Consider the following 26,534-nt stretch of genomic DNA (forward strand, 5'->3'; position numbering starts at 1 on the left):
CCGTTCCAGGCAAAACCAAAGGTCACAACACCCACCCGGGCGTCGCGTGAAGTCTGCCACAATCAACCAGATCTATCGAGGCGGGCATCGAGGCGAGGCTAGGGAGTCACGGGTTTGAACGTGCGGCACGAGTACCGACCGGTCTATCAGACCAGCTTGGTCGACCCCGCCGAGTTCTGGGCCGGGGCGGCGGAAGCCATCGATTGGGTGGTGCCGCCGACCCAGATCATCGACCCGGCTGCTCGCCCGGTGGCCAGGTGGTTCACCGACGCTCGCCTCAACACCTCCTTCAACGCCCTCGACCGGCATGTGCACGGCGGCAGCGCGGCGGAGGGGGGCCTGGCGGATCAGCCCGCCTTAATATACGACTCCGCTATGACCGGCGCCAGAGGCGTTTTCACGTACGCGGAGCTGCTGGAAAAGGTTGCCGAGTTCGCCGGCGCGATGAGCAGGCTGGGGGTGGTCGCGGGCGATCGCGTCATCATCTACCTGCCGATGATCCCGGAGGCCGTGATCGCGATGCTGGCCTGCGCGCGCATCGGCGCGGTGCACTCGGTGGTGTTCGGCGGCTTCGCCGCGCCGGAGCTCGCCGCGCGCATCGACGACGCGGAACCGGTGTTGATCATCACCGCGTCGGGCGGCCTGGAACCGGGCAAACAGCTCGAATATCCGCCGATTGTGTTGCAGGCCTTGGATCTCGCCGCGACCACGGTGCCGCGCACGGTGATCGTGAAGCAGCGCCCGCAGTTCCCGACCATCCACTTCTCCGCGCCGCAGGCCGCGACCGAATCGCTGCCGAGCTCCACCGAGACCGTCGCCGCCCAGTGGCTCGATTGGGACGACGCTGTCCGGGATGCGCCACCGGCTGCGCCGGTCCCGGTCGCGGCGACCGATCCGCTCTACATCCTCTATACGTCGGGCACCACCGGGAAACCCAAAGGGGTGGTTCGGGACAACGGCGGACACGCGGTTGCCCTCGCCTGGTCCATGCGCAACATCTACGACATCGGCCCTGGGCAGGTGATGTGGACCGCCTCCGACGTCGGCTGGGTGGTCGGGCACTCCTACATCGTCTACGCGCCGCTGCTGGTCGGCGCGACCACGCTGCTCTACGAGGGCAAGCCGATCGGCACGCCGGACGCGGGCGCGTACTGGCGGGTGGTGGCCGAGCACAAGGTTCGCGTGCTGTTCACCGCGCCGACCGCGCTGCGCGCCATCCGCAAGGCGGACCCGGAAGCCGAACTGGCCCACCGTTACGACCTCTCGTCGCTGCGTGCCCTGTTCTGCGCGGGCGAGCGACTAGATCCAGCGACCTATGCCTGGGCCGACGAGGTGCTGCTCGCCGATCGCACCGACTGCCCGGTCGTGGACCACTGGTGGCAGACCGAGACCGGCTGGCCGATCTGCGCGAATCCGCTCGGCCTGCAACAGCTTCCGATCAAGGCAGGCTCGGCCTCGGTGCCGGTGCCCGGCTACCGGCTGCGGGTGCTCGATTCCGAGGGCAACCCGGTGGCGCCGAATGTCGAGGGCAACATCGTGATCGGGCTGCCGCTGCCGCCCGGCACGCTCACCGGCCTGTGGAACGACGACGAGCGCTACAAGCGTTCGTATCTGACCGCCTACCCGGGCCACTACCTCACCGGTGACTCCGGCTACTTCGACGAGGACGGCTACCTGTACGTGCTCGGCCGCAGCGATGACGTGATCAATATGGCCGGGCACCGGTTGTCCGCGGGCAGCATCGAGGCCGCCATCGCCGGGCACCCCGCGGTCGCCGAGTGCGCGGTGATCGGGCTGCCCGACGAGCTCAAGGGCCATCGGCCACTGGCCTACGTGGTGCTCAAGTCGGGCGTCGAGGTCGATCCAGGGCAGCTGCGCGACGAGCTGATCGAACGGGTGCGCGCGCAGATCGGCGCGATCGCCACGCTGCACGACGCGGTGATCGTCACCGCGCTGCCGAAGACCAGATCGGGCAAGATCCTGCGCAAGACCATCCGGCAGATCACCTCGGGCGAGCCGTACGAGGTGCCCTCCACCATCGAGGATCCGACGGTGCTCGAGGCACTGGAAGAGCAGATCCACGCGGCGCGTCCCGCCTCCCCGAGTATGTAGGCCGGACTCGGTGCCGCGACCGGGACACCGGTCGGCGAGTTACCCGTGTGCGCTTGAAATCAGTTGTCCTGCTGAATATTTCCGTTGTGCACCGCGCACATCGGAGCAGGTGCTCAGAGATTCCTTAGGGAACGTTCACCAACGTGCCAGTGCGGCGGCCTAGCGTCGAGGGCGCTGGTAACCACCCCTCGACGAACTGGAGTCACACCATGAAGCGTTCCGTTGGCCGTCCCGCCGTCGCCGCCCTCGCCGCGGGCGGGCTGGCCACCGTCGCCGTGTTCCTCAGCCCGGCGATCGCCTCCGCCGACCCGATGGAGCTGGCCGGCCCGCTGCTGAACTCGGACTGTTCGTTCACGCAGGTCGACGCCGCGCTGCACGACAAGGCCCCGCAGCTGGCCAAGATGCTCGACGCGAATCCCACGCAGAAGGCCGAGCTGCAGCGCAAGTTCGATCAGCCGGTCGAGCAGCGCCGCGCGGAATTGCAGCGGGCGATCGACGCGAACCCGGACGCCGTGCAGCAGGCCCAGAACGACCCGCGCTACGCCCAGCTGCGCGGGACCATCCAGGCGGTGGCCGACTCCTGCCACAGCTACTGACGACCGTCCCTTCCCCGATGATCACCGGTCGGCCCGGCGCGACACGCGAGTCTGGACCGAAGCCGCGCGGCGGCGGGGAGCAGAATGACTGAGGTGACACCAACGACCCCGACCGTCCTCGTCGTCGATGACGACGAGGACGTGCTCGCATCGGTCGAGCGCGGCCTGCGGCTTTCCGGCTTCCACGTGCTGGTGGCCAGGGACGGCGCGCAGGCACTGCGCAGCGTGAACGAGCACGCGCCGGACGCGATCGTGCTCGATATGAACATGCCCGTGCTCGATGGCGCCGGCGTGGTGACCGCGTTGCGCGCGCTGGGCAACGAGGTGCCGATCTGCGTGCTCAGCGCGCGGGCCTCGGTGGACGATCGGATCTCCGGGCTGGAATCGGGGGCCGACGACTATCTGGTCAAGCCGTTCGTACTGGCCGAACTCGTCGCGCGGATCAAGGCGCTGCTGCGCAGGCGCACCGACACCCAGTCGCAGGCCACGCCGGGGGCGATCACCGTCGGGCCGCTGGAGGTCGATGTCGCCGGCTATCGCGCGCTGCTGAACGGCGCCGAAATCGAGCTGACCAAAAGAGAATTCGAGCTGCTGTCCACGCTGGCCCGCAATGTCGGCGTGGTGCTGAGCCGGGAGCGACTGCTGGAACTGGTGTGGGGCTACGACTTCGCGGCCGACACCAATGTGGTCGACGTGTTCGTCGGGTATCTGCGGCGCAAGCTGGAGGTGGACGGCGCGCCGCGGTTGCTGCACACGATCCGCGGGGTCGGGTTCGTCCTGCGGGCGCCCAAATGACGCAGGTCGCCGCGCCGAAATCCCGTCGGCGCCGGGCCTTTTCGCTCCGCACCAGGGTCGCGGGCGCGGCGGCCGCGGGCGCGGTCATCGTCGTCGCGGTGATCAGCGTGATCAGTATTCACGCGATCGAGCGCAACAACATGCGCCAATCCGATCAGCAGCTGGCGATCGCCGCACGCCTGGTGCTGATCGAACCGGTCGTGGTGGTCCGGGTCATCGGCTTCGTGCCCGGGCTGAACAACGACATCGCCGTCACCGTTCGGGTAGACGGCAATGTCATCGCGAGCACGCCGACCCAATTGCCCGATCTGGCACCGGGTTCGCGCACGGTGCCGGTCGGCGGCACGCCGTACCGGATCCTGTCGACGACCGAGAATCAGCCCGCGGGCCGGGTGGTCTCGATGGGCATCCCGACCGCGTCGGCGGCCGCCGCCACGGCCGAGCAGCGGCGCTGGGTGCTCGGTGGCGCCCTGTTCGCCATCGCGGCCTCCGCGGCGCTGGGCTGGCTGCTGGCCGGGCGCGCGGTGCGCCCGATCGTGCGGCTCACCCGTCAGGTCGACGCGCGCAGCGGCCTGCCCGATCCACAGAATCCACAGACGCCGGTGGACGGCTCGGGCGTGCGCGAGGCGGAAAAGCTGGCCGACGCGGTGAATACGATGTTGCAGCGGGTGGACCAGGCGCAGTCCGAAACCGCCGCCGCGCTGGAGACCGCGCGCGATTTCGCCGCCGTGTCCGCGCACGAACTGCGCACACCGCTCACCGCCATGCGCACGGACCTGGAGGTCTTGCGCACTCTCGATCTGGACGAGGCACAGCGTGCGGAGATCCTCGCCGATCTGCAACGCAGCCAGGGGCGGGTGGAGACCACCCTCGCGGCGTTGGAACGGCTCGCGACCGGTGACCTCACCGACGAACGCGACCACGTCGCCACCGATGTCGGCGACCTGTGCGACCAGGCCGCGCACGATGCCATGCGGCACTTCCCCGGGTTGAAGGTGCGCATCGACAGCGACACCGAGCTGGTAACCCTGGGCCTGCCCGCGGGCCTGCGCCTCGCGGTGGACAACGCGCTGGCCAACTCGGTCAAGCACGGCCGCGCCACCGAGGCGCTGGTGTCCGCGCACCGGGCGCCGAACGGGCACATCGTGATCAGCGTCGACGACAATGGGCGCGGTATCCCGGCGGACGAGCGGCAGGCAGTCTTCGATCGGTTCTTCCGTGGTAGTCAGGCGAGCAAGGGCGGGTCGGGCCTTGGCCTCGCCTTGGTCGCCCAGCAAGCCCAATTGCACGGCGGCCGCGCCTATTTCGACGACGGCACGATGGGCGGCATCCGTCTCGTGCTGGAGCTGCCCAGCACCGCGCCCTGATCGCCGCGCACGGTCCCCGGGCACAGACATGCACGGGGCCTTAGCGAACTCTCATAGAAACGCCAGCGCTGAGGCCATGTACGGGTTCTAAGGTCAGCGGGGTGACCGGAAAAAGTGCCCGCTTGGCCCTGCTCGTCGTTGCCCTGGTCGGCGCTGGTGCGCTCGGCGCCGGAATCACCGCGTGCGGCCGATCCGACGACGGCCCGACCGGCATCGCCCTGGTCAACGCCGACGCCGGGCCGACGGGCGCCCGGGTCGTCAAGGCGTTGCAGGACGCGGGCGGTTATGAATGGACCGCGGCGAAGCCGGGCGAGGCGAGCACCGACGACTACGCCGCGGTGATCACCCTGCCCGCCGACCTCACCGAATCCATGGGCTCCCTGGCCGGCGCGGAACCCCGGCGCGCGAAGGTCACCGTGGCGACGCACAAGGGTGCGGACAGCGGGCTGGTGAACGGCGCGATCTCCGAGGTCACCCATCGGGTCGGCGCGGCGGGTGTCGACGCGGCGCTGTCCGCGGTCGGGCAGGCGCGCAGCCAGATGACGCAGGCGCAGTTCACTGCCCAGTTGCTGAAGGCCGGGGTGACCGCGGCCGCATCGGGCGCCGAGCAGTTCAGCTCGGGCGCCGACCAGCTGCTCGGGTTCCTGAATTTCGCGAAAGAGGGTTCGGCCCAGCTGACTTCGGCGATCGCGCTGCTGAACTCGACCGTCGACGGCGCGGCCAAGCAGGCGAATCAGCTTGCCGTCGCGCTGGATTCGACCGGCATCACGATCGCGCAGGTGGAGCAGGCGGCGAACACGGTGAGCTCCGGGCTCGACCAGATCCTGCCGCCGCTGCGTGCGCTCCCGTTCGCCGGCGATCCGGCGCTGGCCGACATCATCAAGAAGCTAGAAGCGCTGCAAGGGATTTCGGGACAGGCCGGATCACAGCTCACCGGTCTCGGCGCGCTGGTCGGCGGCGCGGTCGACCCGAGCACCGACCTCGGCACCCTGCTGCACACCGTGGTCGACCGGATGACCAGTGCCAGTGCGCAATTGACCGAGGGCGCGAAGCTGGCCGAGGACCTGCCCAGGCTGGCCGACCAGGGCGGCGCCCAATTGGTCAGCGCCATCAGCCAGCTCACCGGCGGCGTCACCCAGTTGCAGACCATCGTCGGCAACCTGAGCACACAGACGGACAAGGCCGTCCAGGCCCTCCCCCAGCGCAGCACCGCCCAGCAGTCCGCGCTCGCCCTCGCGCTGACCGATCCGGTCGAGATCGTGCACCGGTGAACGCGCCGCGGCCCGTGCCCCACCGAGGTGGAACACGGGCCGCGGTCGGCGTTTTCGGACTAGCTCGCGTCCAGCAGGTCGATGACGAAGACCAGGGTCTTGCCCGCGAGGGCGTGCCCGGCGCCGGCCGGGCCGTAGGCCAGGGCCGGCGGGATGGTGAGCTGGCGACGGCCGCCGACCTTCATGCCGGGGATGCCGTCCTGCCAGCCCTGGATCAGGCCACGCAGCGGGAAGTTGATGGATTCGCCGCGGTTCCACGAGGAGTCGAATTCCTCGCCGGTGTCGAATTCCACGCCGACGTAGTGCACCTCGACGTTGCCGCCGGGCACGGCTTCCTTGCCCTCGCCCTCGATGATGTCCTTGATCACCAGCTCGGCAGGCGCGGGGCCGCCCTGGAATTCGATCTCCGGCTTGGTCATTCGGCTTATCCCCTTCGATAGGTGATGGTGGGTGAAACGGTGGAGCTAACGATTGGTGATCTCGCGGTAGTCACGCGCGCCGTAGCCGGTGTAGATCTGCCGCGGGCGGCCGATCTTCAGTGGCTCGCTGTGCATTTCGCGCCAGTGCGCGATCCAGCCCGGCAGCCGGCCCATGGCGAACAGCACGGTGAACATGCGGGTCGGGAAGCCCATGGCCTTGTAGATGACGCCGGTGTAGAAGTCGACGTTCGGGTACAGGCGACGCTCGATGAAGTACTCGTCGGTCAGCGCGGCCTCCTCCAGCGACTGGGCGATGTCGAACAGCTCGTCGTTGCCCAGCTTCTGCAGGATCGCGTCGGCGTGCTTCTTGGCGATCGCGGCGCGGGGGTCGTAGTTGCGGTAGACGCGGTGCCCGAAGCCCATCAGCTTCACGCCGTCTTCCTTGTTCTTGACCTTGCGGATGAATTCCTTGACGTCGCCGCCGTCGGACTTGATCCCGTCGAGCATCTCCAGCACGGCCTGGTTCGCGCCGCCGTGCAGCGGACCCCAGAGGGCGTTGATGCCGCCGGACACCGAGGTGAACAGGTTGGCGTCGGAGGAACCGACCAGCCGCACCGTCGAGGTGGAGCAGTTCTGCTCGTGGTCGGCGTGCAGGATCAGCAGCATGTCCAGTGCGGCGGCGACCTCGGGGTCGACCTCGTACGGCTCGGCCGGGAACCCGAAGGTCATCCGCAGGAAGTTCTCCACCAGGCTCAGCGAGTTGTCCGGGTAGAGGAACGGCTGGCCGACCGACTTCTTGTACGAGTAGGCCGCGATCGTCGGCAGCTTGGCGAGTAGTCGGATGGTGGACAGCTCGACCTGTTCGGGGTCGCGTGGGTCCAGCGAGTCCTGGTAGTACGCCGACAGCGCGTTCACCGCGGAGGACAGCACCGGCATCGGGTGCGCGTTGCGCGGGAAGCCGTCGAAGAACCGCTTCAGGTCCTCGTGCAGCAGGGTGTGCCTGCGGATCCGGTCGGTGAAGTCGTCCAGCTGGGCCTGCGTGGGCAGCTCGCCGTAGATCAGCAGGTAGCTGACCTCGATGAAGGTCGAGGTCCCGGCCAGCTGGTCGATCGGGTATCCGCGGTAGCGCAGGATGCCCGCCTCACCGTCGATATAGGTGATCGCCGACTTGGTCGGGGCGGTGTTCATGAAGCCCGGGTCGTAGGTCACGTAACCCGTGCTGGCCAGGAGCTTTCCCAGCTCGATTCCGTCGTTGCCCTCAGCGGCCTTGGTGACCGTCATCGGGAACTCCCCGCCGGGGTAGGTAAGCACCGGCTTGGCGTCTTCGTCGACGTTGATGATGTTCTCAGCGGGCACGGAAGGATCCCTCTCAGGCTAGAACCGTAGGCACCGTCGCGGTCGGCGCACGATGCACTTGTCTCAACGCTAGACGTTCACCGACGCGGACAACCAGGAGGGTAGTCCTGCGCGACCGCACATTCATCTCAAGGCCACGTGCGGGGGTTGCCGCTCACCGAACGGCGGTTGCCAGATATTCGCAGGCTTATGGTGCCACTATTTCCGCATGTGCGCGGCCTACTCGGTATCGGAGGAATGCCGGGAATGCCACGGCGGCGATCAGCACGCCGATCACCACCAGCGCGCCGCCACCGGCCGCGGCCACAGCGGTACCCAGACTGGCTGCGGCAAAACCGTGGGCAACATCACCGATTCGCGGCCCACCTGCGACAACCACGATGAACACGCCCTGCAGCCTGCCGCGCATCGCATCGGTCGCGACCTGCTGCAACATGGTCACCCGCAGCGCCGCCGACACCATGTCCACCGCGCCGCCGAAGGCCGAGCAGATCAGCGCTAGCCACAGACCCAGGCCGAGACCGAGCCCGTGTCCGGTGAATCCGACGGCGACCCCGAAGCCGACCATGGCCACGCCCCACAGCGCGATGCAGATCAGCACGGCCAGGCCCTGGCGGCGAATCCGCGGAATCCAGCCGGAGAACACCCCGCCGAGCACCGCGCCCGCCGACATGGACGCGAACAGCAGGCCGAGCGCGACGCCGCCGGTGGTCGGGTCGCCGAACGTCTCGTGCGCGATCTGCGGGAACAGCGCGCGCGGCATGCCGAACACCATGGCGATCACGTCCACGGCGAACGACGCGAGCAGGATCCGCTGCGTCGCCAGATACGCGAAACCGTCCAGCACCGTGCGGAATCCGGCCTTGCGCGCGGTCCCGGTCGGCGGCAGTGCGGGCAGCCGCCACACCGCCCACACCGTGGCGAGCAGCGCGATGGAGTCGATCAGATAGAGGGTGGACAGCCCGACCACGGGGATCAGTGCACCCGCGAGCACCGGCCCGGCGATGGCGCCGAACTGCATCACCGTCATGCTCAGCGAATTGGCCGCGGCCAGTTGGTCTTCCGGCAGCAGGCGCGGGATGGTGGCGCTGCGGGTCGGCTGGTTCACCGCGAAGAATGCCTGCTGCACCGAGAACAGGCCGAGCACCACCCACACGTTGTCGATGCCGGACACGGCCTGCGCCCAGAACGCCACCGCGGTGAGGCCGGTGCCGACATTGGTGATGAGCATCAACTTGCGCCGGTCCATCACGTCCGCGAGCGCGCCGCCCCACAGCCCGAACACGATCAGCGGCACCAGGCCGAAAAGCCCGGCCAGGCCGACATATCCGGAGCTACCGGTGATCTGGAAGATCTGCTGGGGCACCGCGACGATGGACAGCTGCGCGCCGATGATGGTGACCACGCCGGAGGTCCACAGGCGCCGGTAGTCGGGATTTCGCAGCGGTGTGGTGTCGGCCAGCAGTCTCACCGGCGGCAGCTTAGCGAGTGCGGACCGTAGGTCAGGGTTGTAGTCGCTCCACCGTCATCGCCCCGTCCGCGATGAGCACCCGAATCCGGTTGTGCAGCCTGCCCCGCCGGCCCTGCCAGAACTCCACCTCGTCCGGGCGGAGCAGGAACCCACCCCAGTGCGGCGGCACCGGGATCTCGTCGACGTCGTCGAAGCGCGCGATGGTCTCGGCCATCGTGCGGTCCAGCTCGGCGCGCGACCCGATCGGCTTGGACTGCCGCGACGCCCAGGCGCCCAGCTGCGAGTCGCGCGGGCGGGAGCGCCAGTAAACCGCGGTCGTCTCGGCGCCGACCCGCTCGATCGCGCCGCGCACATGCACCTGCCTGCCGAGCGCGGGCCAGACGAAGGTGGCCGCGGCGAACGGGACCGCCGCGAGCTGGCTGCCCTTGGCCGAGTCGTAATTCGTGTAAAAAGTCACACCCTCGGGCGAGAGGCCTTTACACAGCACCGTCCTGGCGACCGGTCGGGGCGTGCCGCCGGCCAGCGAGACGGTGGCCAGCACCATGGCGTTCGGCTCGGCGACGCCGACCGCGGTCGCCTGCTCGATCCAGTGGCGTAACAACGGCTCCCAGCCGCCGGCCAACCAGGTTTCGTCCAGATCGACGTCTTCGCCGCTGCCGAACGGGGCGCCCCCGTACTCGACGCGCATGCCCGCGAGATCGGTGCTCGGCGGGAAATCGGCCGTCTCCTGGCCGCCGGGTGAATTGTCCAGGTCACGCATGGGCCAGACGTTACTCCGCGGTAGCAAGGATCTAAGGTGTTGGTGATCGGCATGTGCTCGAAATTGCAAGGAGAAGTCACAACATGACTACCAGCCCCGCGGTGCCTACCGGCCAGACCGCCGTACCCAGCGATTTCGTCAGCGGCCTGGAGGGTGTGGTGGCCTTCACCACCGATATCGCCGAGCCGGACAAGGACGGCGGCGCGCTGCGCTACCGCGGCGTCGATATCGAGCAGCTGGTCGAGGGCCGGGTGACCTTCGGTGACGTCTGGGCGCTGCTGGTCGATGGCGAATTCGGTCGTGGCCTGCCGCCCGCCGAGCCGTTCCCGCTGCCGGTGCACACCGGCGACGTCCGCGTCGACGTACAGGCCGGCCTGGCCATGCTCGCCCCGATCTGGGGTTACCAGCCGCTGCTCGACATCGATGACGAGACCGCGCGGGACAACCTGGCCCGCGCCTCGGTGATGGCGCTGTCCTATGTGGCGCAGTCCGCGCGCGGCATCTACCAGCCCGCGGTGCCGCAGAAGAAGATCGATGAGTGCACCACGGTCACCGAGCGGTTCATGACCCGCTGGAAGGGTGACCCGGACCCGAAGCACACCGAGGCCATCGATGCCTACTGGGTCTCCGCCGCCGAGCACGGCATGAACGCCTCCACCTTCACCGCGCGCGTGATCGCCTCCACCGGCGCCGACGTCGCGGCCTCGCTGTCCGGCGCGATCGGCGCGATGTCCGGCCCGCTGCACGGCGGCGCGCCCGCCCGCGTGCTGCCGATGATCGAAGAGGTCGAAAAGACCGGCGACGCGCGGGCGCTGGTCAAGGGCATCCTGGATCGCAAGGAGAAGCTGATGGGCTTCGGGCACCGGGTGTACCGGGCCGAGGACCCGCGCGCCCGCGTGCTGCGCGCCACCGCCAAGCGGCTGGCCGCCCCGCGCTACGAGGTGGCCGCCGCGCTGGAGCAAGCCGCGCTGGCCGAGCTGCGCGAGCGCCGTCCGGACCGGGCGATCGAGACCAACGTGGAGTTCTGGGCCGCGGTGATCCTCGACTTCGCCGAGGTGCCCGCGCACATGATGCCCGCCATGTTCACCTGTGGCCGCACCGCGGGCTGGTGTGCGCACATCCTCGAGCAGAAGCAGCTCGGCAAGCTGGTGCGCCCGGCGGCCATCTACACCGGGCCCGCCCCGCGCGGCCCGGAGGAGGTCGCGGGCTGGGCGGCCATCTCGCACGCCTAGCGCGATAGATAGACGGTATGACCGCGAGCCGAATGTCCTGCACCACTTGGGCGTTCGGCTCGCGTAGCATCCGGGGCTGACTTCGGAAAGAGGGCTTACGGATGATGGAAAAAGGCATGTCTCGCCGGCGGATGTTCGGCGTCGGCGCCGCGCTGGCCGCCGGGCTGGCCACCACCGGATGTGGCACGGCGCAGAGCGAAACGTCCGCGCAGCCCAGCTCGACCGGTCGCACCCCGGTCGCGGGCAATTCCACCGCGGTCGCCAAGAACGCGCCGCCACCGCCGGCCAACTCCCCCGCGGCGGTGGTCGCCCGGCACGCGGGCGACCACCCGCAGCAGTGGGGCGTGGCGATGCCGGGCATCCTCAGCACGTTCGCGGCCACCGGCAAGCAGATGGCGCTGACCTTCGACGCGTGCGGCGGGGCGGGCAACAACGACATCGACGAATCGCTGGTGAACTTCCTGATCGCCCAGCAGATTCCGGCCACGCTGTTCCTGAACAAGCGGTGGATCGACGCGAACCAGCAGCGGGCCGCCCAGCTGGCCATGAACCCGCTGTTCGAGCTGGCCAATCACGGTGTGGCGCACAAGCCGCTGTCGGTGAACGGGCAGTCGGCCTATGGCATCGCAGGCACCGGTTCGGCGCAGGAGGTCGCGGACGAGGTCTGGGCCAACCACGAGCGACTCACCGGACTGGTCGGCCGTCCGCCGCGGTTCTTCCGCGCGGGCACCGCGCACTACGACGACGTCGCGGTGGCCATCGTGAACGAACTGGGGGAAACCCCGGTCGGTTTCAGCATCAACGCCGATTACGGCGCGACCGCGAGCGCGGCCAAGGTGCAGGGCGCGATGAATGCCGCCGCGCCGGGCGCGATTTCGCTCGCGCACATGCATCGGCCGCAGTCCGGGACCGGCGCGGGGATGATCGCGGTGCTGCCGACGATCCGCGCCATGGGTTTCACCTTCGTGCACCTCTGACCGCGATCAGTCCTCCCCGAGCGAGGCCGCCCAGTCGACCGCGACGGATTCGCCGTGGTCGACGGTGAAGAAGGCGACCTCCAGGTGCTGGCCGAGATCGACGAGGCCGATCGCGGACAACGGCACCGGCTGCACGAGCCGGACCAGCCACGGGGTCGGCTCGTCCCAGGCGCGCAGCTCGAGGTCGAGCCGGAGCACCGGGTCGTCGCGGCCGGAGTAGTCCGCGGCGACCGGGGTCGCGGCCAGCACGGTGGCGTCGGCACGGCGGCCGTCGGCGAGGATCTTCGCGCTGCTGGCCCGGCCGGTCTCCGCGAAATCCGGCACATACAGCACCAATCGATCCCGGTCGCCCGGATCGACGCGGCAGCACACCACGTCGCCGGGTTGCATCCACTCCAGGTTCGCCGCGGACACGCGCTGGCGAATCCTGGTCTCGTAGGGCGGAATTCCGTCGACCAGCACCCGGACCCAGAACACGTGCCCCGGCGCAGCGGGCTCGCCGGGCGCCGCCTTCGAACTCGCCCGCACGCCGAGGATGGTCGCCGAACCCTGCGCGCCGCGCATCAGCAACTCCCGCCGCGCGCCATCGGAGATCGCGCCGACGCGCAGCCCGAAGGACCGTGGTCGTCGACCGAGCAATCGCCACCCCGAGTTCGCCGGCGCCATGTTCATGGGCGCAAAGGTTAGCCGGAGTGTGGTCCGCGACACAGCAATTCCACTGCAACCGAAGCAGACCGGGACAATTCCGGCGTGGCGCGGCGAGGTCGGCGTCCGTGGCCTCGAGCACAGGTGCCGACCCACACGAACCGGGCAGGTCCGGCACGCTTTACCCTGTTCGCATGACCACTGCGCTCCCGACGATTCCCGCCGACCTCAAGCCCGCCGACGGACGTTTCGGCTGTGGCCCCTCCAAGGTGCGCCCGGAGCAGTTGCAGTCCCTGGTGACCGTCGGCGCCTCGGTGTTCGGCACCAGCCATCGGCAGAAGCCGGTGAAGGATGTGGTCGCGCGGGTGCGTTCGGGCCTACGCGAACTGTTCGGCCTGCCCGACGGTTACGAGGTCGTGCTCGGCAACGGTGGCACCACCGCGTTCTGGGACGCCGCCGCGTTCGGCCTGATCCGGGAGCGCTCGCTGCACCTCACCAACGGTGAGTTCAGCTCGAAGTTCGCGAGCGTGGCCAAGGGCAACCCGTTCATCGGCGACCCGATCGTGGTCTCGGCCGAGCCGGGCAGCGCGCCGGAGCCGGTGTCGGACCCGTCGGTCGATCTGATCGGCTGGGCGCACAACGAAACCTCCACCGGCGTCTCGATTCCGGTGCAGCGCCCGGCGGGCTCGGAGAACGCGCTGATCGCCATCGACGCCACCTCGGGCGCGGGCGGCCTGCCGGTGAACATCACCGACGCCGACGTCTACTACTTCGCGCCGCAGAAGTGCTTCGCCGCCGACGGTGGCCTGTGGGTCGCGCTGATGAGCCCGGCCGCGCTGGCCAGGGTCGAGGAGATCAAGGGCTCGGGCCGGTGGACGCCGGAGTTCCTGTCGCTGCCGATCGCCATCGACAACAGCACCAAGGACCAGACCTACAACACCCCGGCGCTGGCCACCCTGCTGCTGTTCGCCGACCAGATCGAGTGGCTCAACGGCAACGGCGGCCTGGACTGGGCGGTCAAGCGGACGCTGGATTCGTCCTCGCGCCTGTACAACTGGGCCGAGTCGAGCGAATTCGCCACGCCGTACGTCACCGATCCGGCGCACCGCTCGCAGGTGGTCGGCACCATCGACTTCGCCGACTCGGTCGACGCGGCCGCGGTGGCGAAGGTGCTGCGCGCCAACGGAATCGTCGACACCGAGCCGTACCGCAAGCTGGGTCGTAACCAGCTGCGCGTCGGCATGTTCCCGGCGATCGATCCGGAGGACGTCAGCCAGCTCACCCGCAGCATCGACTGGGTCGTGCAGAATCTGGGCTGACGCACTCGGATTCGAGCACGACACGCCGAAAATGACACGCCGCACCGCAGGGTGCAGTAAGTCGAACAGAGCAGATTAGCGGGGCGCGGGAGTCTTTTTGGAGATTTCCGCCCCGCGTGTCTCGCCCCACGGATCCCAGAAGTGCACTACTGTTTCGGAAAGGTGGCGGTGTCGCGGGTCGACGCGGTAAGGAGGTAACGGTGCGTGAACTTCGAGTGATCGGGGTGACGCCCGACTCCACGCACATCGTGTGTATCGACACCGAGTCCGGCGCGAAGTACCGGCTTCCCGCCGACGACAAGCTACGAGCCGCAGCGCGCGGAGACCTTGCCCGATTCGGCCAGATCGAGATCGAAATGGAAGCAACTATGCGTCCTCGCGATATCCAGGCTCGTATCCGTGCCGGTGCCTCCGTCGACCAGGTCACCGAGGAATCCGGGATGCCGGCCAGCCGCGTCGAGCGGTTCGCCTACCCCGTGCTGCTGGAACGTGCCCGCGCGGCCGAACTGGCCCAGAAGGCGCACCCGGTCCGCCCCGACGGCCCCGCCGTGGAAACCCTCATCGATGTCGTCACCGCCGCGTTCACCGAACGCGGGCACAACATCGAGGGCGCCGAATGGGACGCCTGGAAGGACGAGAAGGGCTTCTGGGTCGCCCAATTGCAGTGGCAGAACGGGCGTTCGGAAATCGCGGCGCACTGGCGCTACCAGCCGGACGCACACGGCGGCTCGGTCTCCCCGCTCGACGACCCCGCCTCCGACCTGATCGATCCCGACTTCGGCCGCGCGCTACGCGGTCTCGCGACGATCCTGCCCGCCGAGCCCGAGGCCGCCGCACCCGCGCCGCAGCCCGAGCCCGCGGTCGAACCGCGCCCGGCGCCCACCGCACCGCCCGCCCGCCCCGCGGCCCGCCAGCAGAGCCAGCCCACCCTGGACGAATACTACGAGCAGCGGGCCGTCGCCGCAGGCGGCGCGAACACGCCTGCCATCACCGCCGGTGCGACCGCGACCCCCACCGCCACGGCGCCCACCGCGCCCAGCCCGGCTCCCGCACCGAGCGCACCCGCGCCGACGACGCCGAGCGCACCGGCGGAACCCACCGCCCCGCCCGCGCCCGCCGCGTCGGCCAAGCCCGCCGCCGAAGAACCGGCCAAGCCCGCCGCCAACGGCAAAGCCCCCGCTAAGTCCGCGCGCACCAAGCGCGGCAAGGCGCCCATGCCGTCCTGGGAGGACGTGCTGCTCGGGGTGCGCAGCTCCGGGCACTGAGTGTGCTTGACGCCGCCCGCATTTCGATCGCCCGGCGGCACCGGGGTGTCGGCCGCGCCGCCCATCCGGGATGCGCGAACCTTCCGCTCGACGAGTTAGCCAGCGGTATCGCCGAGTTCCGGGCACCGAATCCGCCGACCGATTTCTGGTACGCATTGGCGTGTTCCGGGGCCGAAGGGCCGCCCAGCGCCGTGCGGGGCGAGTAGATTTTTGGGTGTGTTGTCGACTGCGCGCGACGGTTCGGACATTCACGAGGGCGATGAATTGTTCGACACCCCAGTGCGTTGCTCGAAGTTCGCGGAGCTGATTCGTGCAACCATCGGGAGGTGCCGGAAATGCTATCGAAAGCTTCGACGCTCTGGTACGTCGACGCACCCGACCCGTTGACGGTCCTGCGGGCCAACCACGATCCGGATCCGGATGCCGCACTGGCGCTGGCGAAACAGTTGCACAGCGACCGGGACGTGCTCCCGATCATGGTCGGCACCCTGGCCGGCTGCGCGGGTCCCGACCTCGACGAGGTCTACATCGGCTGCTACCCGGGCGTGACGGTGGTGTGTTCGGCGCAGGCCGCGCGGGTGCACCCGACCGAGATCCCCGAGTTGCTGGTCCGGCCGCTGGCCTCCGAGCACACCTTCCTGGTGTCGTTCGACGCCGCGCACGGCTGGGGCGCGTTCGCGCATTGGGAGCGCGGCGAATTCCGCCGGGCCTTCAGTTCCAGCCGGGTGAACATCCTGGAGGACGAGGGCCTGCCGCTGGTGTGGGAGCGGCCGTACTGGGCCGGCGAGCATCCGGTGCGCTGGCAGGCGGGCGAACTGCCGGACCCGCAGACCCTGCCGTTCGACCCGCCCGATTTCGCCGACGCGGCGAACAACGAATGGCTCGGCTTCCACTACCGCTCCCCCGCCGCCGAGGGCGCGCTGGTCCCCGGCGATGTCGCGGTGTGCGGCTTCACGCTGTACCCGAAAGGCCAAGCGCCGGACCCGGCCACGCTCGTCCCGCCGCAGCACGAGCCGGACCTCGGCGCGCGCCCGAGGCGCGGCCTGTTCGGCTGGCTGCGCGGTCACGACCGGGTCTCCTAGGCCGCGATCCCGCTGATCAGCAACGCCACCCAGCCGAGCAGCACGCCCACCGCCGCGCCGCCGACCACCCACCTGGTCACCGGCGTCCAGCGCCAGCGCCAGGCGGTCGGCGCCGCCCCGCCGGCCGCGACCAGGTTCACCGCCACCGCGAGCAGCGGATGCACCTCGGCGAGCGCGCGGCCGAAGGAGTACACCGCCACCGCGGCGAGCAGCCCGACCATGATCGAGACGGTGATCCCGGCGCCCCAGGGCGTCGGGCCGCGATGCGGTGGGTAACTCACGTCCGGACCCGCTCGTAGAAGGCCATCGCGGCCGCGGTGGCCACGTTGAGCGAATCGGTGCCCGGTGACATCGGAATTCGCGCCCGCACATCGGTGGCTCGCATCGCGTCCTCGCTCAACCCTGGACCTTCGGCGCCGAGCAGCAAGGCCACCCGGTCTCCGGTCATTGCCGCGGCCAGCGTCACCGCGGCCGGGTTCGGAGTTAACGCGATGATCTGGAACCCTTTGCGCCGCAGTATATCCAGACCCTGCGGCCAATCGGGGACGGAAGCGAAGGGCACCCGCAGCACGTGGCCCATGGACACCCGCACCGCGCGCCGGTAGAGCGGGTCGGCGCAGCGATCGCCGAACAGGATGGCCTCCGCGCCGAGCCCGGCCGCGTTGCGGAACATCGAGCCGAGATTCTCGTGATCGTTGACGCCCTCCAGCACCGCCACCGTGCGGGCGGGCGCCAGGACCTCGTCCAGGGTGAGCGGCGCGGGCCGCTGGGCGACCGCGAGCACCCCGCGGTTGAGGTGGAAGCCGACCACCTCCGCCATCACCTCGGCGGAGGCGCGGTAGTAGGGCACGTCGACGCCGACCAGATCGGCGGCCAGCTCCTCGCGCCGCTTGTCCACGCCGAGCAACGCGGTCGGCGCGAAGCGGGAATCCAGCATCCGCTGCACGACCACCACGCCCTCGGCGATCACCAGGCCCTTGCGGCCCGGCAGGTCGGGCCGGCGATCGGCGGACTTGAGGTCGCGGAAGTCGTCGACCCGCGGATCGGCGGGGTCGACGATATCGATCACTTCGGCCACGGATACATCCTGCCTGGGCCCGGCGCGCACCGCCGCCTCCGGTGCGGCCGCGTCGCCCGGCACTAATTCGAATGCGGCGCCGCACGCCGCGTGGGAGTGTCGTGCCATGACGCTGCCAAACGGAATCACCATTCGGTCCGCCACTCCCGCCGACGACGCCGCGATCACGCTGGTCGCCGATACCGCCTTCGGCATGCGGCTGCCCGAGGCGTTCCGGGACCCGGCGAACCGGGTCTTCGCCGTCGAGGACGCCATCGTCGCGCTCGACGGCGAGCGGATCGTCGGGGCGACCAAGGCGGCCAGGATGACGCTGACGGTGCCCGGCGAACGCACGGTCGAGGCGTGCGGGATCGCGGGTGTGGTGGTCGCGCCGACGCACCGGCGGCGCGGGATCCTCCGGGCGATGTACACCGAGCAGCACCGGCGGACCGAGGCAGAGGGCGTGCCGCTGACCATCTTCACCGCCAGCCAGGGCACCATCTACGGGCGCTTCGGCTACGGGCCGACGATCCGGGAGAACGCGGTGCGCATCGATCGACGATTCGCCGAGTTCCGGCCGACGGCACCGGATCCGGGTGGCGTGCTGCTCGCCCCGCTCACCGAGGTAACCGACCAGGTGCGGGCCGTCTACGACCGCTGGCGCAGGCTCGTGCCCGGCGCGCAGGCACGCCCGGAGACCAGCTGGCGGATGCTGTTCGCCGACCCGGCCGAGTACCGCGGCGGTGGCACCGATCTGTTCACGCTGCTGCACCCGGACGGCTACGCGCTCTATCGCTACAACTACACCAAGGACGTCAAGGTCGCCGAGGTGGTCGACATGCGCTCGGTGACCACCGACGCGCATGCCGCGCTGTGGCGGGCGCTGGCCGGGCTGGAGCTGGTGACGCACATCGACGCGGCGCTCAGCGACAACGACCCGCTGCCGTATCTGCTCACCGACATCCGGCTGGTCGAGACCACCGCGCGCTACGACGCACTGTGGTTGCGGCTCATGGACATTCCGGCCGCGCTGACCGCCCGCTCGTATCAACGCGACCTGGATGTCGTGCTCGCGGTGACCGATCCGTTCCGCGACGCGGGCGGCAGCTTCGCCCTCACCGTGCGCGACGGCATCGCCGAGTGCGCGCCGACCAACCGTCCGGCCGACCTCGAACTCGGCATCGACGTGCTCGCCAGCGTGTACCTCGGCGCCTACCCGGCCCGGGTCTTCGCGGAGGCAAACCGCTTGCAGGCCAAGGACTTCGCCACGGTGCGCGCGTTCGGCGACGCGTTCGCCGCCGAACGCGACGCGATGCTCGGCTGGTTCTTCTGACGCGGGCCTGGGTATCGCGGCTGTGGTTCACGTCGCACCGGCTCGGGGGAAACCCTGATGCCGGTGCCCCGGTTCGGCTGGCATCCTGTTCACATGGCGCCGATTCGTTTGATCCTCAACGTCCTGTGGCTCGTGTTCGTCGGGGTGTGGATGGCGCTGGGCTACATCCTGGCCGGGATCATCTGCTGCATCCTGATCATCACCATCCCGTGGGGCATCGCGTCGTTCCGGATCGCGGCCTACGCGCTGTGGCCGTTCGGCCGGACCACGGTGGAGCGGCCGGGCGCGGGTGCGGGATCGCTGATCGGCAACATCATCTGGGTGATCGTCGCGGGCTGGTGGCTCGCCCTCGGCCACCTGCTGACCAGCATCCCGTTGTTCGTCTCGATCATCGGAATCCCGTTCGGCTGGGCCAATTTGAAGCTCATCCCGCTGTCGCTGTTCCCGCTCGGGCGCGACATCGTGGACAGCGACCAGCCGTTCGGGGCGCGTTAGGCGGAGGTCAGGAGCCGACGGAATGGGTGCACACCGCTCATTCCGATTCGGCGACTATCTGCTTCATGATGGCGACGGCTTGGGTGAGCACGTCGATCTGATCGTCGGTGAGGCCGGAGAGCTGCTCGGTCATCCAGGCCTCGCGGGCGTGCGTCTCGTCGGCGATGAGCGCGGTACCCGCCTCGGACAGCGACACGATGATCTGGCGACCATCGGTGGGGTGCGGCTTGCGCTCGACCATTCCCAGGTCGGTGAGCGAGGCGATCACCCGCGTCATCGACGGCGGCTGCACGCGCTCGCGGGCGGCCAGCGCCCCCGGTGTCATCGCGCCGTCCCGCGCCAGGGTGGCGAGGGCGGAGAGCTGGGTCAGCGAGATCTGGGAGTCGGCGCGGCGTCCGCGCAGATGACGCGTCAGTCGAACCACTGCCAGTGAGAGTTCACCGGCGAGGGCTCGAACATCGGATGGCGTTGTCACAGAGCTGAACGATACGGGACGGCTGCGCGTCGGACGCGCGTTCGCGCAGCTACGCTGGTGCCGTGACCGAGAATGTGCCGCAGATCCCGCCCCGGCTGACCGATCCGCGCCCGGTGCTCGCGGTCGGCAGCGCGCTCTGGCTGGTGGCCACGGCGGTGGTCTGGGCCAGTGGTGACCGGTGGGCGTCGGTGTTGCCGGTCTGCCTGATGGGGCTGGTGGTCGGCGTGCTCGCGCTCGGGATTTTCCTCATCCAGCGGCGGGCGGCGCGCCGGGGCGACAAGGGCGCGCAGACCGGTCTGTAGCGCACGCACGAGGGTCAGCCGACCTCGAAGTCGTTGGTAGTGCCGGTGAACGGATGCAGTGCGCCGTCGGGGCTCAGGCTGTCGGCGTAGTGCTGGAACCGATAGCGACCCGGCGCGGCGTCGGCCGGGATGTCCCAGGTGAACCGCGCCACGGATGTGGCCGCGCCGCGTTTGCTCCAGAAATACTTCACCGCCCATTCGCCCTCGTTGGCCACCCGCGTCCACTCCCCTGCCGCGTTGCGCCGCTGCACCTCCAGGAACGTGCTGTTGCGGCGGGTGTTGTGTTTCGGGTGGGCAGAGACGAATTCGGCGACGACCTGGGCGCCGGGGGCGTAGGCCGGGGCGGGCTGGATCAGCACGTCGCCGAAGTCGCGGCCCGGCGGGGTGGTGTCCGGTCCCGCGCCGGGCTGGAAGTTCGGTTGCAGGTTCGACACGTCGCGCGGGGCGGGGCCGCGCGGGACCACCTGCCGGGCCGCGAATGCCGTTGCCAGCCGGGTGAATTCCTGTTGGTAGGCGCAGAGGGTGTAGCGGCCGAACAGGGTCGAGGCGCCCTCGTACTGCTGCGAGTCGTATTCCTCAGGGGTGGTGACGTATTCGTGGTAGGCATTCGCGTACCCCTGCATGAGCACCTGCTCCAGCGGCACGCCGAGCGCGTCCGCCACCGCGCGGCGCACGCGCAGGCCCGCGGTGATGGTGAATTCCCCACCGGCGGCGGCCAAGTAGAGCTCGCCGAGCCGAACGATCTGCACCGGCAACACATTCGGCACCCAGGCCACCGGCGGCATCAGCCCGAGCGGCGCGGCGATCGCCTTGGGCGCCTGGGCATCCGCGAGCCACGCCGGCGCGGGGGTGCCTGCGCCGCCCAATGCATCCAGGAAGGGGTTGCGCACGCCTTCCGGGATGGGGGCGCCGGGGAAGCCGGGTCCGTCCTCGATGCTGCCTGCGATGAGCGAGACCCCGGCCGCCGCGGTCGCGGTGTGCCGCGGCTGCCCGTCCGGGGTGAACCGGCCGTCGACGGCGATGTCGGCCAGGTCGATGTAACAGAGCATCGCGTCGACCGGCCCGCTCATCGACCGGGCCTGGGCCAGTGCGTCTTTCGCCGCCTGATACTGGCGCTCGCCGATGATGCGGGTGTTGTCGAACTCGTTCTCGGTGGGGCCGGAGCCGGGGCGCAGGTTCAGGTTCGGGGACATGTCGCCTGCGTTGGTCTGGGCGAAGGCGGCGACGAAATCCGGTGCGCCGTCGAGGTAGCGCACGCCGTGTTCGAGGTGTTCGTAGGCGAACGCCGCGTACCCCTTGTTGTCCGAGCTGATCAGCCGGTTCTCGTTGGTCATCGAGGTGCAGTGGGTGGAGAACCAGGTGATGGCGCCGACCTGGCGGCCACCCTTGATCAGGGACAGGGCGGTGACGGCCGGGTCGATCGCCGCGGGAAAGTGTTGTTTGTCGGCAACGGGATTGAGTTCCCAGGCCACGCGGGACCGGTTGACGCTCGCGTCGTGCAGTTCGCCGTGCCCCAGCGCCAGCGAGCCGGGGCCCAGATCGGCGTCCGCGGCGGCGATGGCCTCGACGATGCCGTTGACCTCCGCGTCGTACACCTGCTGCTGAAAACCCAAGATGGACAGGTTGTATGCGTAATCGTTACTCGAGCCGCCACAGGTCGCGTGCGAGTGCGTCGAGGTGAGCACCACGTTCTGCTCGGTGTACCGGTCGCCGAAGCGCCGCGCCAGCTCCGCGAGCACGCCGCGGTGCACGGACTGGAAGATCATCCCGTTCTCCGCGACCACGAAAACGATGCGCCGCCCGGCGCTCCCGATGATGAACGCGCGCGCCCGCGGCCGCAGGTGGATACCCGCCGTCTGCTGTTCGAGCTGGGAATATCCCATCATTCCGCATTCCGCGGCAGGACCGGTGATGTCGGATATACCGACACCGAGCTCGTAGCCACCGGAACCCGGCGCGGCCGCCGCCTCGGCGCCGAGCGCGCCGGACATGGCGGGGACCGCCGCGGCGGCGGCGAGCGTCGCCGAACCGGCAACGGTTCGGGCAAGAACGGTTCTGCGCGACAGCGGCATACGCGTCTCCTTCGATCTGATGGCAGCGAACCACACAACTGGTCACTCGTCCAGTCGAGATTTTTCCACCGGCGAATTGACTGCACGCTCCCCGAGCGCTTAACTCCCTTGGGTGTCCTCCCGATTGAGCGTCGAAGAAAGACGGGCCCACCTTATCGAGGCCGCTATCGGTCTTGCCGAAAAAAAGGGCGTTGCGGGCGTGACCACGCGCGATGTCGCCCAAGCGGCAGGAGTCTCGCTTGGAGTGGTGCATTACTGTTTCGAAAACAAGGACGCGCTGATGACCGAGCTGGTCAAGGCGTTGTCGATGGAATTACGCGATTCTGTCGACGCCAATGAAACGGTATGGCAAGACGTCGGAAGTGGAAAAGAAGCGCTTCAAAAATTGATCCGCGCGGGACTGGAACTGATGTGGCTCAACATAGAAGCCACTCCGGAACGTCAACTGCTCACTTACGAAACCACCACTTACGCACTGCGCGAGGGTGAGCAAACTCCAGCGAAACTCGCAATCGCCAGGGAACAGTACAACTTCAACGACTCCACCGTCGCCGACATCCTGGAACACGCGCGCGACGCGACCGGGAACCAGTGGTCGGTTCCGCTGAAATCGTTGAGCCGGTTCACCTTGAATGTGATCGACGGAGTTGTGCTGCGGTGGTTGGTGGACAACGACAGTGAGAGCGTGCGCTCGCAGCTCGACCTGCTCAGCCAGATGATCGCGGAGCACGCCGCTTAGCGATCACCGCTGCGGGACAGGCGGATTCGCCGATCAGCGCGGTGCCCGGACGTGCACGGTGTCGCCGTCGCGCCACCACGGAACCGAGGCGGTGGCCTCGATCGCACCGTGCAGACGGACGCGCAGATCGTCGTGCAGCACCAGATCGCCCGCCTGCCGGGGCAGCGAGAAGAGTTGCCGCAGTACGACTCCCAGCGGTTCGTCGGACCACGTGGTACGGCGGCCGGTGGACGAGATCTCGGCGGTGACCGACTCGGAGACCAGGGGCAGATCGAGCAGGTTCGCCAGGGCGGGCGCGGTCTGCAGGTCGCCGGCTACCAAGCGATTCGGTGGCACGGCCAGGCCGAACCAGGGCTGATCCAGGACAAGCGCCTGGGCCGGATCGATGACCTCGCCGGACAGCGCGCGCACCCGATCGGGCAGCGCGAGGTCGGTGAGATCCAGGAGTTCCTCGGCCACCGCGGCGGCCAGCGTCCCGTGCGTGCGCGAAACCACTTCGGGGGTAGGGGTTTTCGACGGATCGGCAAGGGCGTTGAGCAGGGCCGTCGCCAAGTCGGGGGTGATCACGGACGAGTCGGCCAGGATCGCGCGCATCGCGGTGGCGTCGTCGGCCAGACCCGGAACCGCGAATGTCGGCAGCAGCCCGGCGAATTCGGTGTCCGAGGGATGCCGCATCAGGCCCAGCGGGGTGCCGTCGATGCGCGCGTTGGTGCGCAGCCACCATGCGGTGTAGCCGTTGCGATCGGTGAGCAGCCGGCGGGTGCGCGGCGCGGAAGCCAACTGCCACAACGCCTCCGGCCAGGCGGCGTCGTCCACCAGGTCGAGATCGCGGATCGCGGCGAACTCCGGCGGATCGTCGGCCAGCGTCGACCACCAGCGGTCCTCGTCGTCCAGATCGTGGTCCGGGCCGGTCGGATCGGCCTCGGTGACCACGGTGAAATCCCAGCCGACGCCGATGGCCCGCAGCGCTTGCGCGCCATAGCCGTCCACCACGGCCGGATCGATCGCGCGGAACGGCGAATCCTCGACCAGCAGCTCGCGCAGCGGGGCGTCGGGCAGCAGCAATTCGTCGGCCGGGCGCAATTCGCCGTCGACGTCCGGCAATTCGATCAGGCTGAGCCAGGCCGGGAGGGCGGTCGGATCGGCGAGCACGGCCAGGCGCAGGACCGCATCGATGGTGTCCGCGTCGTCCGGGTGATCTTCCAGTTCGGCACGGAGATCGGGTTCGCTCAGCAGGTCCTCGGCGGTGGCCGAACGCGCGCCGAGCCGGGCCAGCAGCGGATGCGCCGCCTCGGGATGCACCAGCCGGGCCCAATGCACCGGAATCGCGACCTCGAGCTGGTCGTCGAGCACCGTCGTGCGGGGGCCGGTGACCAGACGTCCGTCGGCGAGCGGAACGGCAAGCGCACCAAGTTCTTCGGCGGCCAGGGGGTCCCCCACGAAGAGCTCCAGCGCCGTATACAGCTGGTGCCACCAGTGCGGGGCCCGCTCCAGCCCGCTGGACAACTCGGCCAGACGCGCCAACCCGATCCGATGCACATCCAGCACACCCAGTGCCTCGGCATGCCCGGGCCTGGACAACTCCGGAATCACCAACGGCCCGACCACATCATCGAGCAAGCGCGCCAGGTCGTCCGTCAGGCCGGTGAACACACTCGCCCGCGTCGGGACCGCCACGTCGGTGGAATCGGTCGCGGTTGCGTCGAATAGGGCCGAGTCGTCCAACAGTTCGGTGCCCGTACCGGTGGATACCGCGTCCGGCCATACCGGTGCGCTGTCGGTGTCCCCAGCTACCGACGAAGAGGGGTCGCCGACTGTCTCGAATAAGCCTGAGTCGTCCAACAGTTCGGTGTCCGCAATGGTGGACACCGTGTCCGGCCGTGCTGCGCTGCCGGGGTTGGCGGTTACCGACGAAGAGGGGACGCTGGGCGAAGTCTCGGCACCTACGGGCGAATCCTCGTCCGGTGCGGCCGACAGCGGCGTTTCTGCGGTGCTGGGCGCAGTGGCTGAGCCGGGTTGGGCCACCGGGGCGAACAGGGCCGCCGCGGCGTCCTCAGCCGCCTGGCCGGCCGCACCGGGGGCGACGACGATCGGCAGCCACGGCTTGGTCTGGAGTTCGCGGATCAGCGCTTCGCGGAGCAGGCCGTCGGCCTCGCTCCGCGCGAAGCCGGGCGTGGGGACGAGGACCAGGCGGTCGCGAGGCGGGAGGGCGCGGGCGAAATCCGCGTAGCCGGTGGCGAGTTCGGTGAGGCGGGCGCCGGGGAGAAGGCGGCGGCGGTCCGGCTGCATCGCGATGTCGGCGATCAGCAGGGCCGGGAGGGACAGTTCCTCGTCGGAGCGGGTCGGAGCGCGCAGCACGTCCGGCGCGGCGGCGATCGGGCTGCCGTTGCGCAGCGGGAGGAGCCAGCGGGCGTGCGGTGCCCGGTACTGCCACCAGGTCCGGTGCGTGTCGCCCGGGCCATCGACGCGGATCGCTTGCAAGCCGTTGCCGAGATCGGTGGTGGCGCTGGTGAACTCCGCCGCTTCGATCGTGATGTGTCGCAGTGCGGGCAGTTCCAGCAGCAGGTCGACGGCTTCGTCATGCATGCCGCCGAGCAGCGCCGCGGCATCGATGTCCGGGCGCAGGCGCAGCACGACTTCGGTGTCGAAGCCGGCTGCCGGAGCGGCCTCGGTCGGCCAGGCCATCCGCAGCACCGGCGGCGCGAACTCGCCGGCCTGGTCCTTCGCCGACTGGTCGGGGATCCGGATGTCGTTGCGCCGCAGCGCTTCCCAGGTCAGGTCGCGGGAGAACCGGAGCGAGCCGGTGGTCGAGCGCAGGTCGATCTCGTCGCTGACCGACAGCACGGCGGTGAAGCCGACGCCGAACCGGCCGACGGCCGTGACATCGGACTTCCCGGACGCGCGCAGCGCGGTGAGCGCGTGCACGCCGGAGAGATCCAGCGGCGCACCGGCATTGGCGATGTGCAGGTGCGCACCGTCGAGCCGGACCACCAGCCGGCCCGCGACGCCGGCCTTGGCCGCCGCGTCCGCCGCGTTCTGCGCCAGCTCGGTCAGCAGCCGGTCGCGGTAACCGGCGCGCACCAGGTCCGCCTCGGTCGCCGCGTCTTCGCGCAGCCGGGTCGGCGAATCACGCCAGGCGGCAAGCACGCCCGCCCGCAACGCCGAGGTGCCGAACGGATCGGCCGTCTCGGTCAGCTCTGCGGCGATGAGTCGGCCCCGCCGTCGACAACGTGCTCGTCCCCGGAGGCCGCCTGCGCATCAGCCTCCGCGACGCCGCCCTCGGCGACCACGGTAACCGAACCACTCGGCTCCACCACGACATCGAAGCTGGGCTTGGCCTCCACCACATCGTCTGCCGCGGAACCACTTTCGCCGACCCGCACATCCGCACCCG

Annotated in this window: 24 protein-coding genes; 14 read left to right on the forward strand and 10 right to left on the reverse strand. The window is 69.5% G+C overall.

Annotation, left to right across the window (positions count from 1 at the left end):
- The first annotated feature begins 114 nt into the window (after positions 1–114).
- From ACFQ9K_RS31135 to ACFQ9K_RS31155, 5 genes are all read left to right on the forward strand, one after another.
- Positions 115–2,112: an AMP-binding protein gene (locus ACFQ9K_RS31135; protein ID WP_378722550.1), complete on the forward strand. Its 1,998-nt coding sequence runs from the start codon at positions 115–117 to the stop codon at positions 2,110–2,112.
- Positions 2,113–2,321: 209 nt separating this feature from the next.
- On the forward strand, positions 2,322–2,708 hold the full coding sequence (locus ACFQ9K_RS31140) for a hemophore-related protein (protein ID WP_378722549.1): 387 nt from the start codon (positions 2,322–2,324) through the stop codon (positions 2,706–2,708).
- An 84-nt stretch (positions 2,709–2,792) separates the two neighbouring features.
- Complete coding sequence (locus ACFQ9K_RS31145) at positions 2,793–3,503, forward strand: response regulator transcription factor (RefSeq protein WP_378722547.1); 711 nt, start codon at positions 2,793–2,795, stop codon at positions 3,501–3,503.
- A complete protein-coding gene (locus tag ACFQ9K_RS31150; protein WP_378722545.1) occupies positions 3,500–4,870 on the forward strand; it encodes a sensor histidine kinase in 1,371 nt (456 codons plus the stop codon). The genes ACFQ9K_RS31145 and ACFQ9K_RS31150 overlap by 4 nt, the downstream gene beginning before the upstream one ends.
- A gap of 101 nt (positions 4,871–4,971) precedes the next feature.
- Positions 4,972–6,141, forward strand: coding sequence for a hypothetical protein (locus ACFQ9K_RS31155; protein WP_378722544.1), 1,170 nt, complete (start codon positions 4,972–4,974; stop codon positions 6,139–6,141).
- 59 nt (positions 6,142–6,200) lie between these two features.
- Here ACFQ9K_RS31155 and ACFQ9K_RS31160 read toward each other — a convergent pair whose 3' ends face one another.
- From ACFQ9K_RS31160 to pdxH, 4 genes are all read right to left on the reverse strand, one after another.
- Positions 6,201–6,560: an FKBP-type peptidyl-prolyl cis-trans isomerase gene (locus ACFQ9K_RS31160; protein ID WP_378983939.1), complete on the reverse strand. Its 360-nt coding sequence runs from the start codon at positions 6,558–6,560 to the stop codon at positions 6,201–6,203.
- A 45-nt stretch (positions 6,561–6,605) separates the two neighbouring features.
- Positions 6,606–7,916 carry a citrate synthase gene (locus ACFQ9K_RS31165; RefSeq protein ID WP_378722020.1) on the reverse strand — a complete coding sequence of 437 codons (1,311 nt, stop codon included), beginning with the start codon at positions 7,914–7,916 and terminating at the stop codon, positions 6,606–6,608.
- A gap of 187 nt (positions 7,917–8,103) precedes the next feature.
- Positions 8,104–9,387: an MFS transporter gene (locus tag ACFQ9K_RS31170; RefSeq protein WP_378722019.1), complete on the reverse strand. Its 1,284-nt coding sequence runs from the start codon at positions 9,385–9,387 to the stop codon at positions 8,104–8,106.
- Between the two features lie 31 nt (positions 9,388–9,418).
- Positions 9,419–10,147: a pyridoxamine 5'-phosphate oxidase gene (gene pdxH, locus ACFQ9K_RS31175; protein WP_378722018.1), complete on the reverse strand. Its 729-nt coding sequence runs from the start codon at positions 10,145–10,147 to the stop codon at positions 9,419–9,421.
- A gap of 83 nt (positions 10,148–10,230) precedes the next feature.
- On the opposite strand from pdxH, the gene ACFQ9K_RS31180 reads away from it, so the two are divergent.
- Complete coding sequence (locus ACFQ9K_RS31180) at positions 10,231–11,379, forward strand: citrate synthase 2 (protein WP_378722017.1); 1,149 nt, start codon at positions 10,231–10,233, stop codon at positions 11,377–11,379.
- A 116-nt stretch (positions 11,380–11,495) separates the two neighbouring features.
- Positions 11,496–12,356 carry a polysaccharide deacetylase family protein gene (locus ACFQ9K_RS31185; protein WP_378722016.1) on the forward strand — a complete coding sequence of 287 codons (861 nt, stop codon included), beginning with the start codon at positions 11,496–11,498 and terminating at the stop codon, positions 12,354–12,356.
- A gap of 6 nt (positions 12,357–12,362) precedes the next feature.
- On the opposite strand, the gene ACFQ9K_RS31190 is transcribed toward ACFQ9K_RS31185, so the two are convergent.
- The gene (locus tag ACFQ9K_RS31190; RefSeq protein ID WP_378722015.1) at positions 12,363–13,028 is read right to left on the reverse strand and encodes a hypothetical protein; all 666 of its coding nucleotides are present in this window, start codon (positions 13,026–13,028) and stop codon (positions 12,363–12,365) included.
- A gap of 167 nt (positions 13,029–13,195) precedes the next feature.
- Here ACFQ9K_RS31190 and serC point away from each other — a divergent pair, with 167 nt between their 5' ends.
- The 3 genes from serC (at position 13,196) to ACFQ9K_RS31205 (ending at position 16,667) form a co-directional block, all read left to right on the forward strand.
- Positions 13,196–14,320, forward strand: coding sequence for a phosphoserine transaminase (serC, locus tag ACFQ9K_RS31195; RefSeq protein WP_378722014.1), 1,125 nt, complete (start codon positions 13,196–13,198; stop codon positions 14,318–14,320).
- Between the two features lie 200 nt (positions 14,321–14,520).
- Positions 14,521–15,585: a septation protein SepH gene (gene sepH, locus ACFQ9K_RS31200; RefSeq protein WP_378722013.1), complete on the forward strand. Its 1,065-nt coding sequence runs from the start codon at positions 14,521–14,523 to the stop codon at positions 15,583–15,585.
- A gap of 335 nt (positions 15,586–15,920) precedes the next feature.
- Complete coding sequence (locus ACFQ9K_RS31205) at positions 15,921–16,667, forward strand: DUF6928 family protein (RefSeq protein ID WP_378722012.1); 747 nt, start codon at positions 15,921–15,923, stop codon at positions 16,665–16,667.
- On the opposite strand, the gene ACFQ9K_RS31210 is transcribed toward ACFQ9K_RS31205, so the two are convergent.
- The gene (locus tag ACFQ9K_RS31210; protein ID WP_378722011.1) at positions 16,664–16,948 is read right to left on the reverse strand and encodes a DUF2537 domain-containing protein; all 285 of its coding nucleotides are present in this window, start codon (positions 16,946–16,948) and stop codon (positions 16,664–16,666) included. The two genes, ACFQ9K_RS31205 and ACFQ9K_RS31210, sit on opposite strands and share 4 nt — an antisense overlap.
- Complete coding sequence (locus tag ACFQ9K_RS31215) at positions 16,945–17,745, reverse strand: TrmH family RNA methyltransferase (protein ID WP_378722010.1); 801 nt, start codon at positions 17,743–17,745, stop codon at positions 16,945–16,947. The genes ACFQ9K_RS31210 and ACFQ9K_RS31215 overlap by 4 nt, the downstream gene beginning before the upstream one ends.
- A gap of 106 nt (positions 17,746–17,851) precedes the next feature.
- Between ACFQ9K_RS31215 and ACFQ9K_RS31220 the strand changes: the two genes are divergently transcribed.
- Positions 17,852–19,057, forward strand: a complete 1,206-nt coding sequence (locus ACFQ9K_RS31220; RefSeq protein ID WP_378722009.1) for a GNAT family N-acetyltransferase — start codon at positions 17,852–17,854, stop codon at positions 19,055–19,057.
- Positions 19,058–19,150: 93 nt separating this feature from the next.
- Positions 19,151–19,552, forward strand: coding sequence for a YccF domain-containing protein (locus ACFQ9K_RS31225; protein WP_378722008.1), 402 nt, complete (start codon positions 19,151–19,153; stop codon positions 19,550–19,552).
- 37 nt (positions 19,553–19,589) lie between these two features.
- Here ACFQ9K_RS31225 and ACFQ9K_RS31230 read toward each other — a convergent pair whose 3' ends face one another.
- Positions 19,590–20,027 carry a MarR family winged helix-turn-helix transcriptional regulator gene (locus ACFQ9K_RS31230; RefSeq protein ID WP_378722007.1) on the reverse strand — a complete coding sequence of 146 codons (438 nt, stop codon included), beginning with the start codon at positions 20,025–20,027 and terminating at the stop codon, positions 19,590–19,592.
- Positions 20,028–20,089: 62 nt separating this feature from the next.
- Between ACFQ9K_RS31230 and ACFQ9K_RS31235 the strand changes: the two genes are divergently transcribed.
- The gene (locus ACFQ9K_RS31235; RefSeq protein ID WP_378722006.1) at positions 20,090–20,329 is read left to right on the forward strand and encodes a DUF2530 domain-containing protein; all 240 of its coding nucleotides are present in this window, start codon (positions 20,090–20,092) and stop codon (positions 20,327–20,329) included.
- 14 nt (positions 20,330–20,343) lie between these two features.
- Here ACFQ9K_RS31235 and ACFQ9K_RS31240 read toward each other — a convergent pair whose 3' ends face one another.
- Positions 20,344–22,401: a neutral/alkaline ceramidase gene (locus ACFQ9K_RS31240; protein WP_378722005.1), complete on the reverse strand. Its 2,058-nt coding sequence runs from the start codon at positions 22,399–22,401 to the stop codon at positions 20,344–20,346.
- A 124-nt stretch (positions 22,402–22,525) separates the two neighbouring features.
- On the opposite strand from ACFQ9K_RS31240, the gene ACFQ9K_RS31245 reads away from it, so the two are divergent.
- Complete coding sequence (locus tag ACFQ9K_RS31245) at positions 22,526–23,140, forward strand: TetR/AcrR family transcriptional regulator (RefSeq protein ID WP_378722004.1); 615 nt, start codon at positions 22,526–22,528, stop codon at positions 23,138–23,140.
- Positions 23,141–23,173: 33 nt separating this feature from the next.
- On the opposite strand, the gene ACFQ9K_RS31250 is transcribed toward ACFQ9K_RS31245, so the two are convergent.
- Positions 23,174–26,287, reverse strand: coding sequence for a sacsin N-terminal ATP-binding-like domain-containing protein (locus ACFQ9K_RS31250; protein WP_378722003.1), 3,114 nt, complete (start codon positions 26,285–26,287; stop codon positions 23,174–23,176).
- Between the last annotated feature and the right edge of the window lie 247 nt (positions 26,288–26,534).

The sequence above is a fragment of the Nocardia sp. NPDC056564 genome, from assembly GCF_042793755.1.
In the GTDB taxonomy this organism is placed as follows: domain Bacteria; phylum Actinomycetota; class Actinomycetes; order Mycobacteriales; family Mycobacteriaceae; genus Nocardia.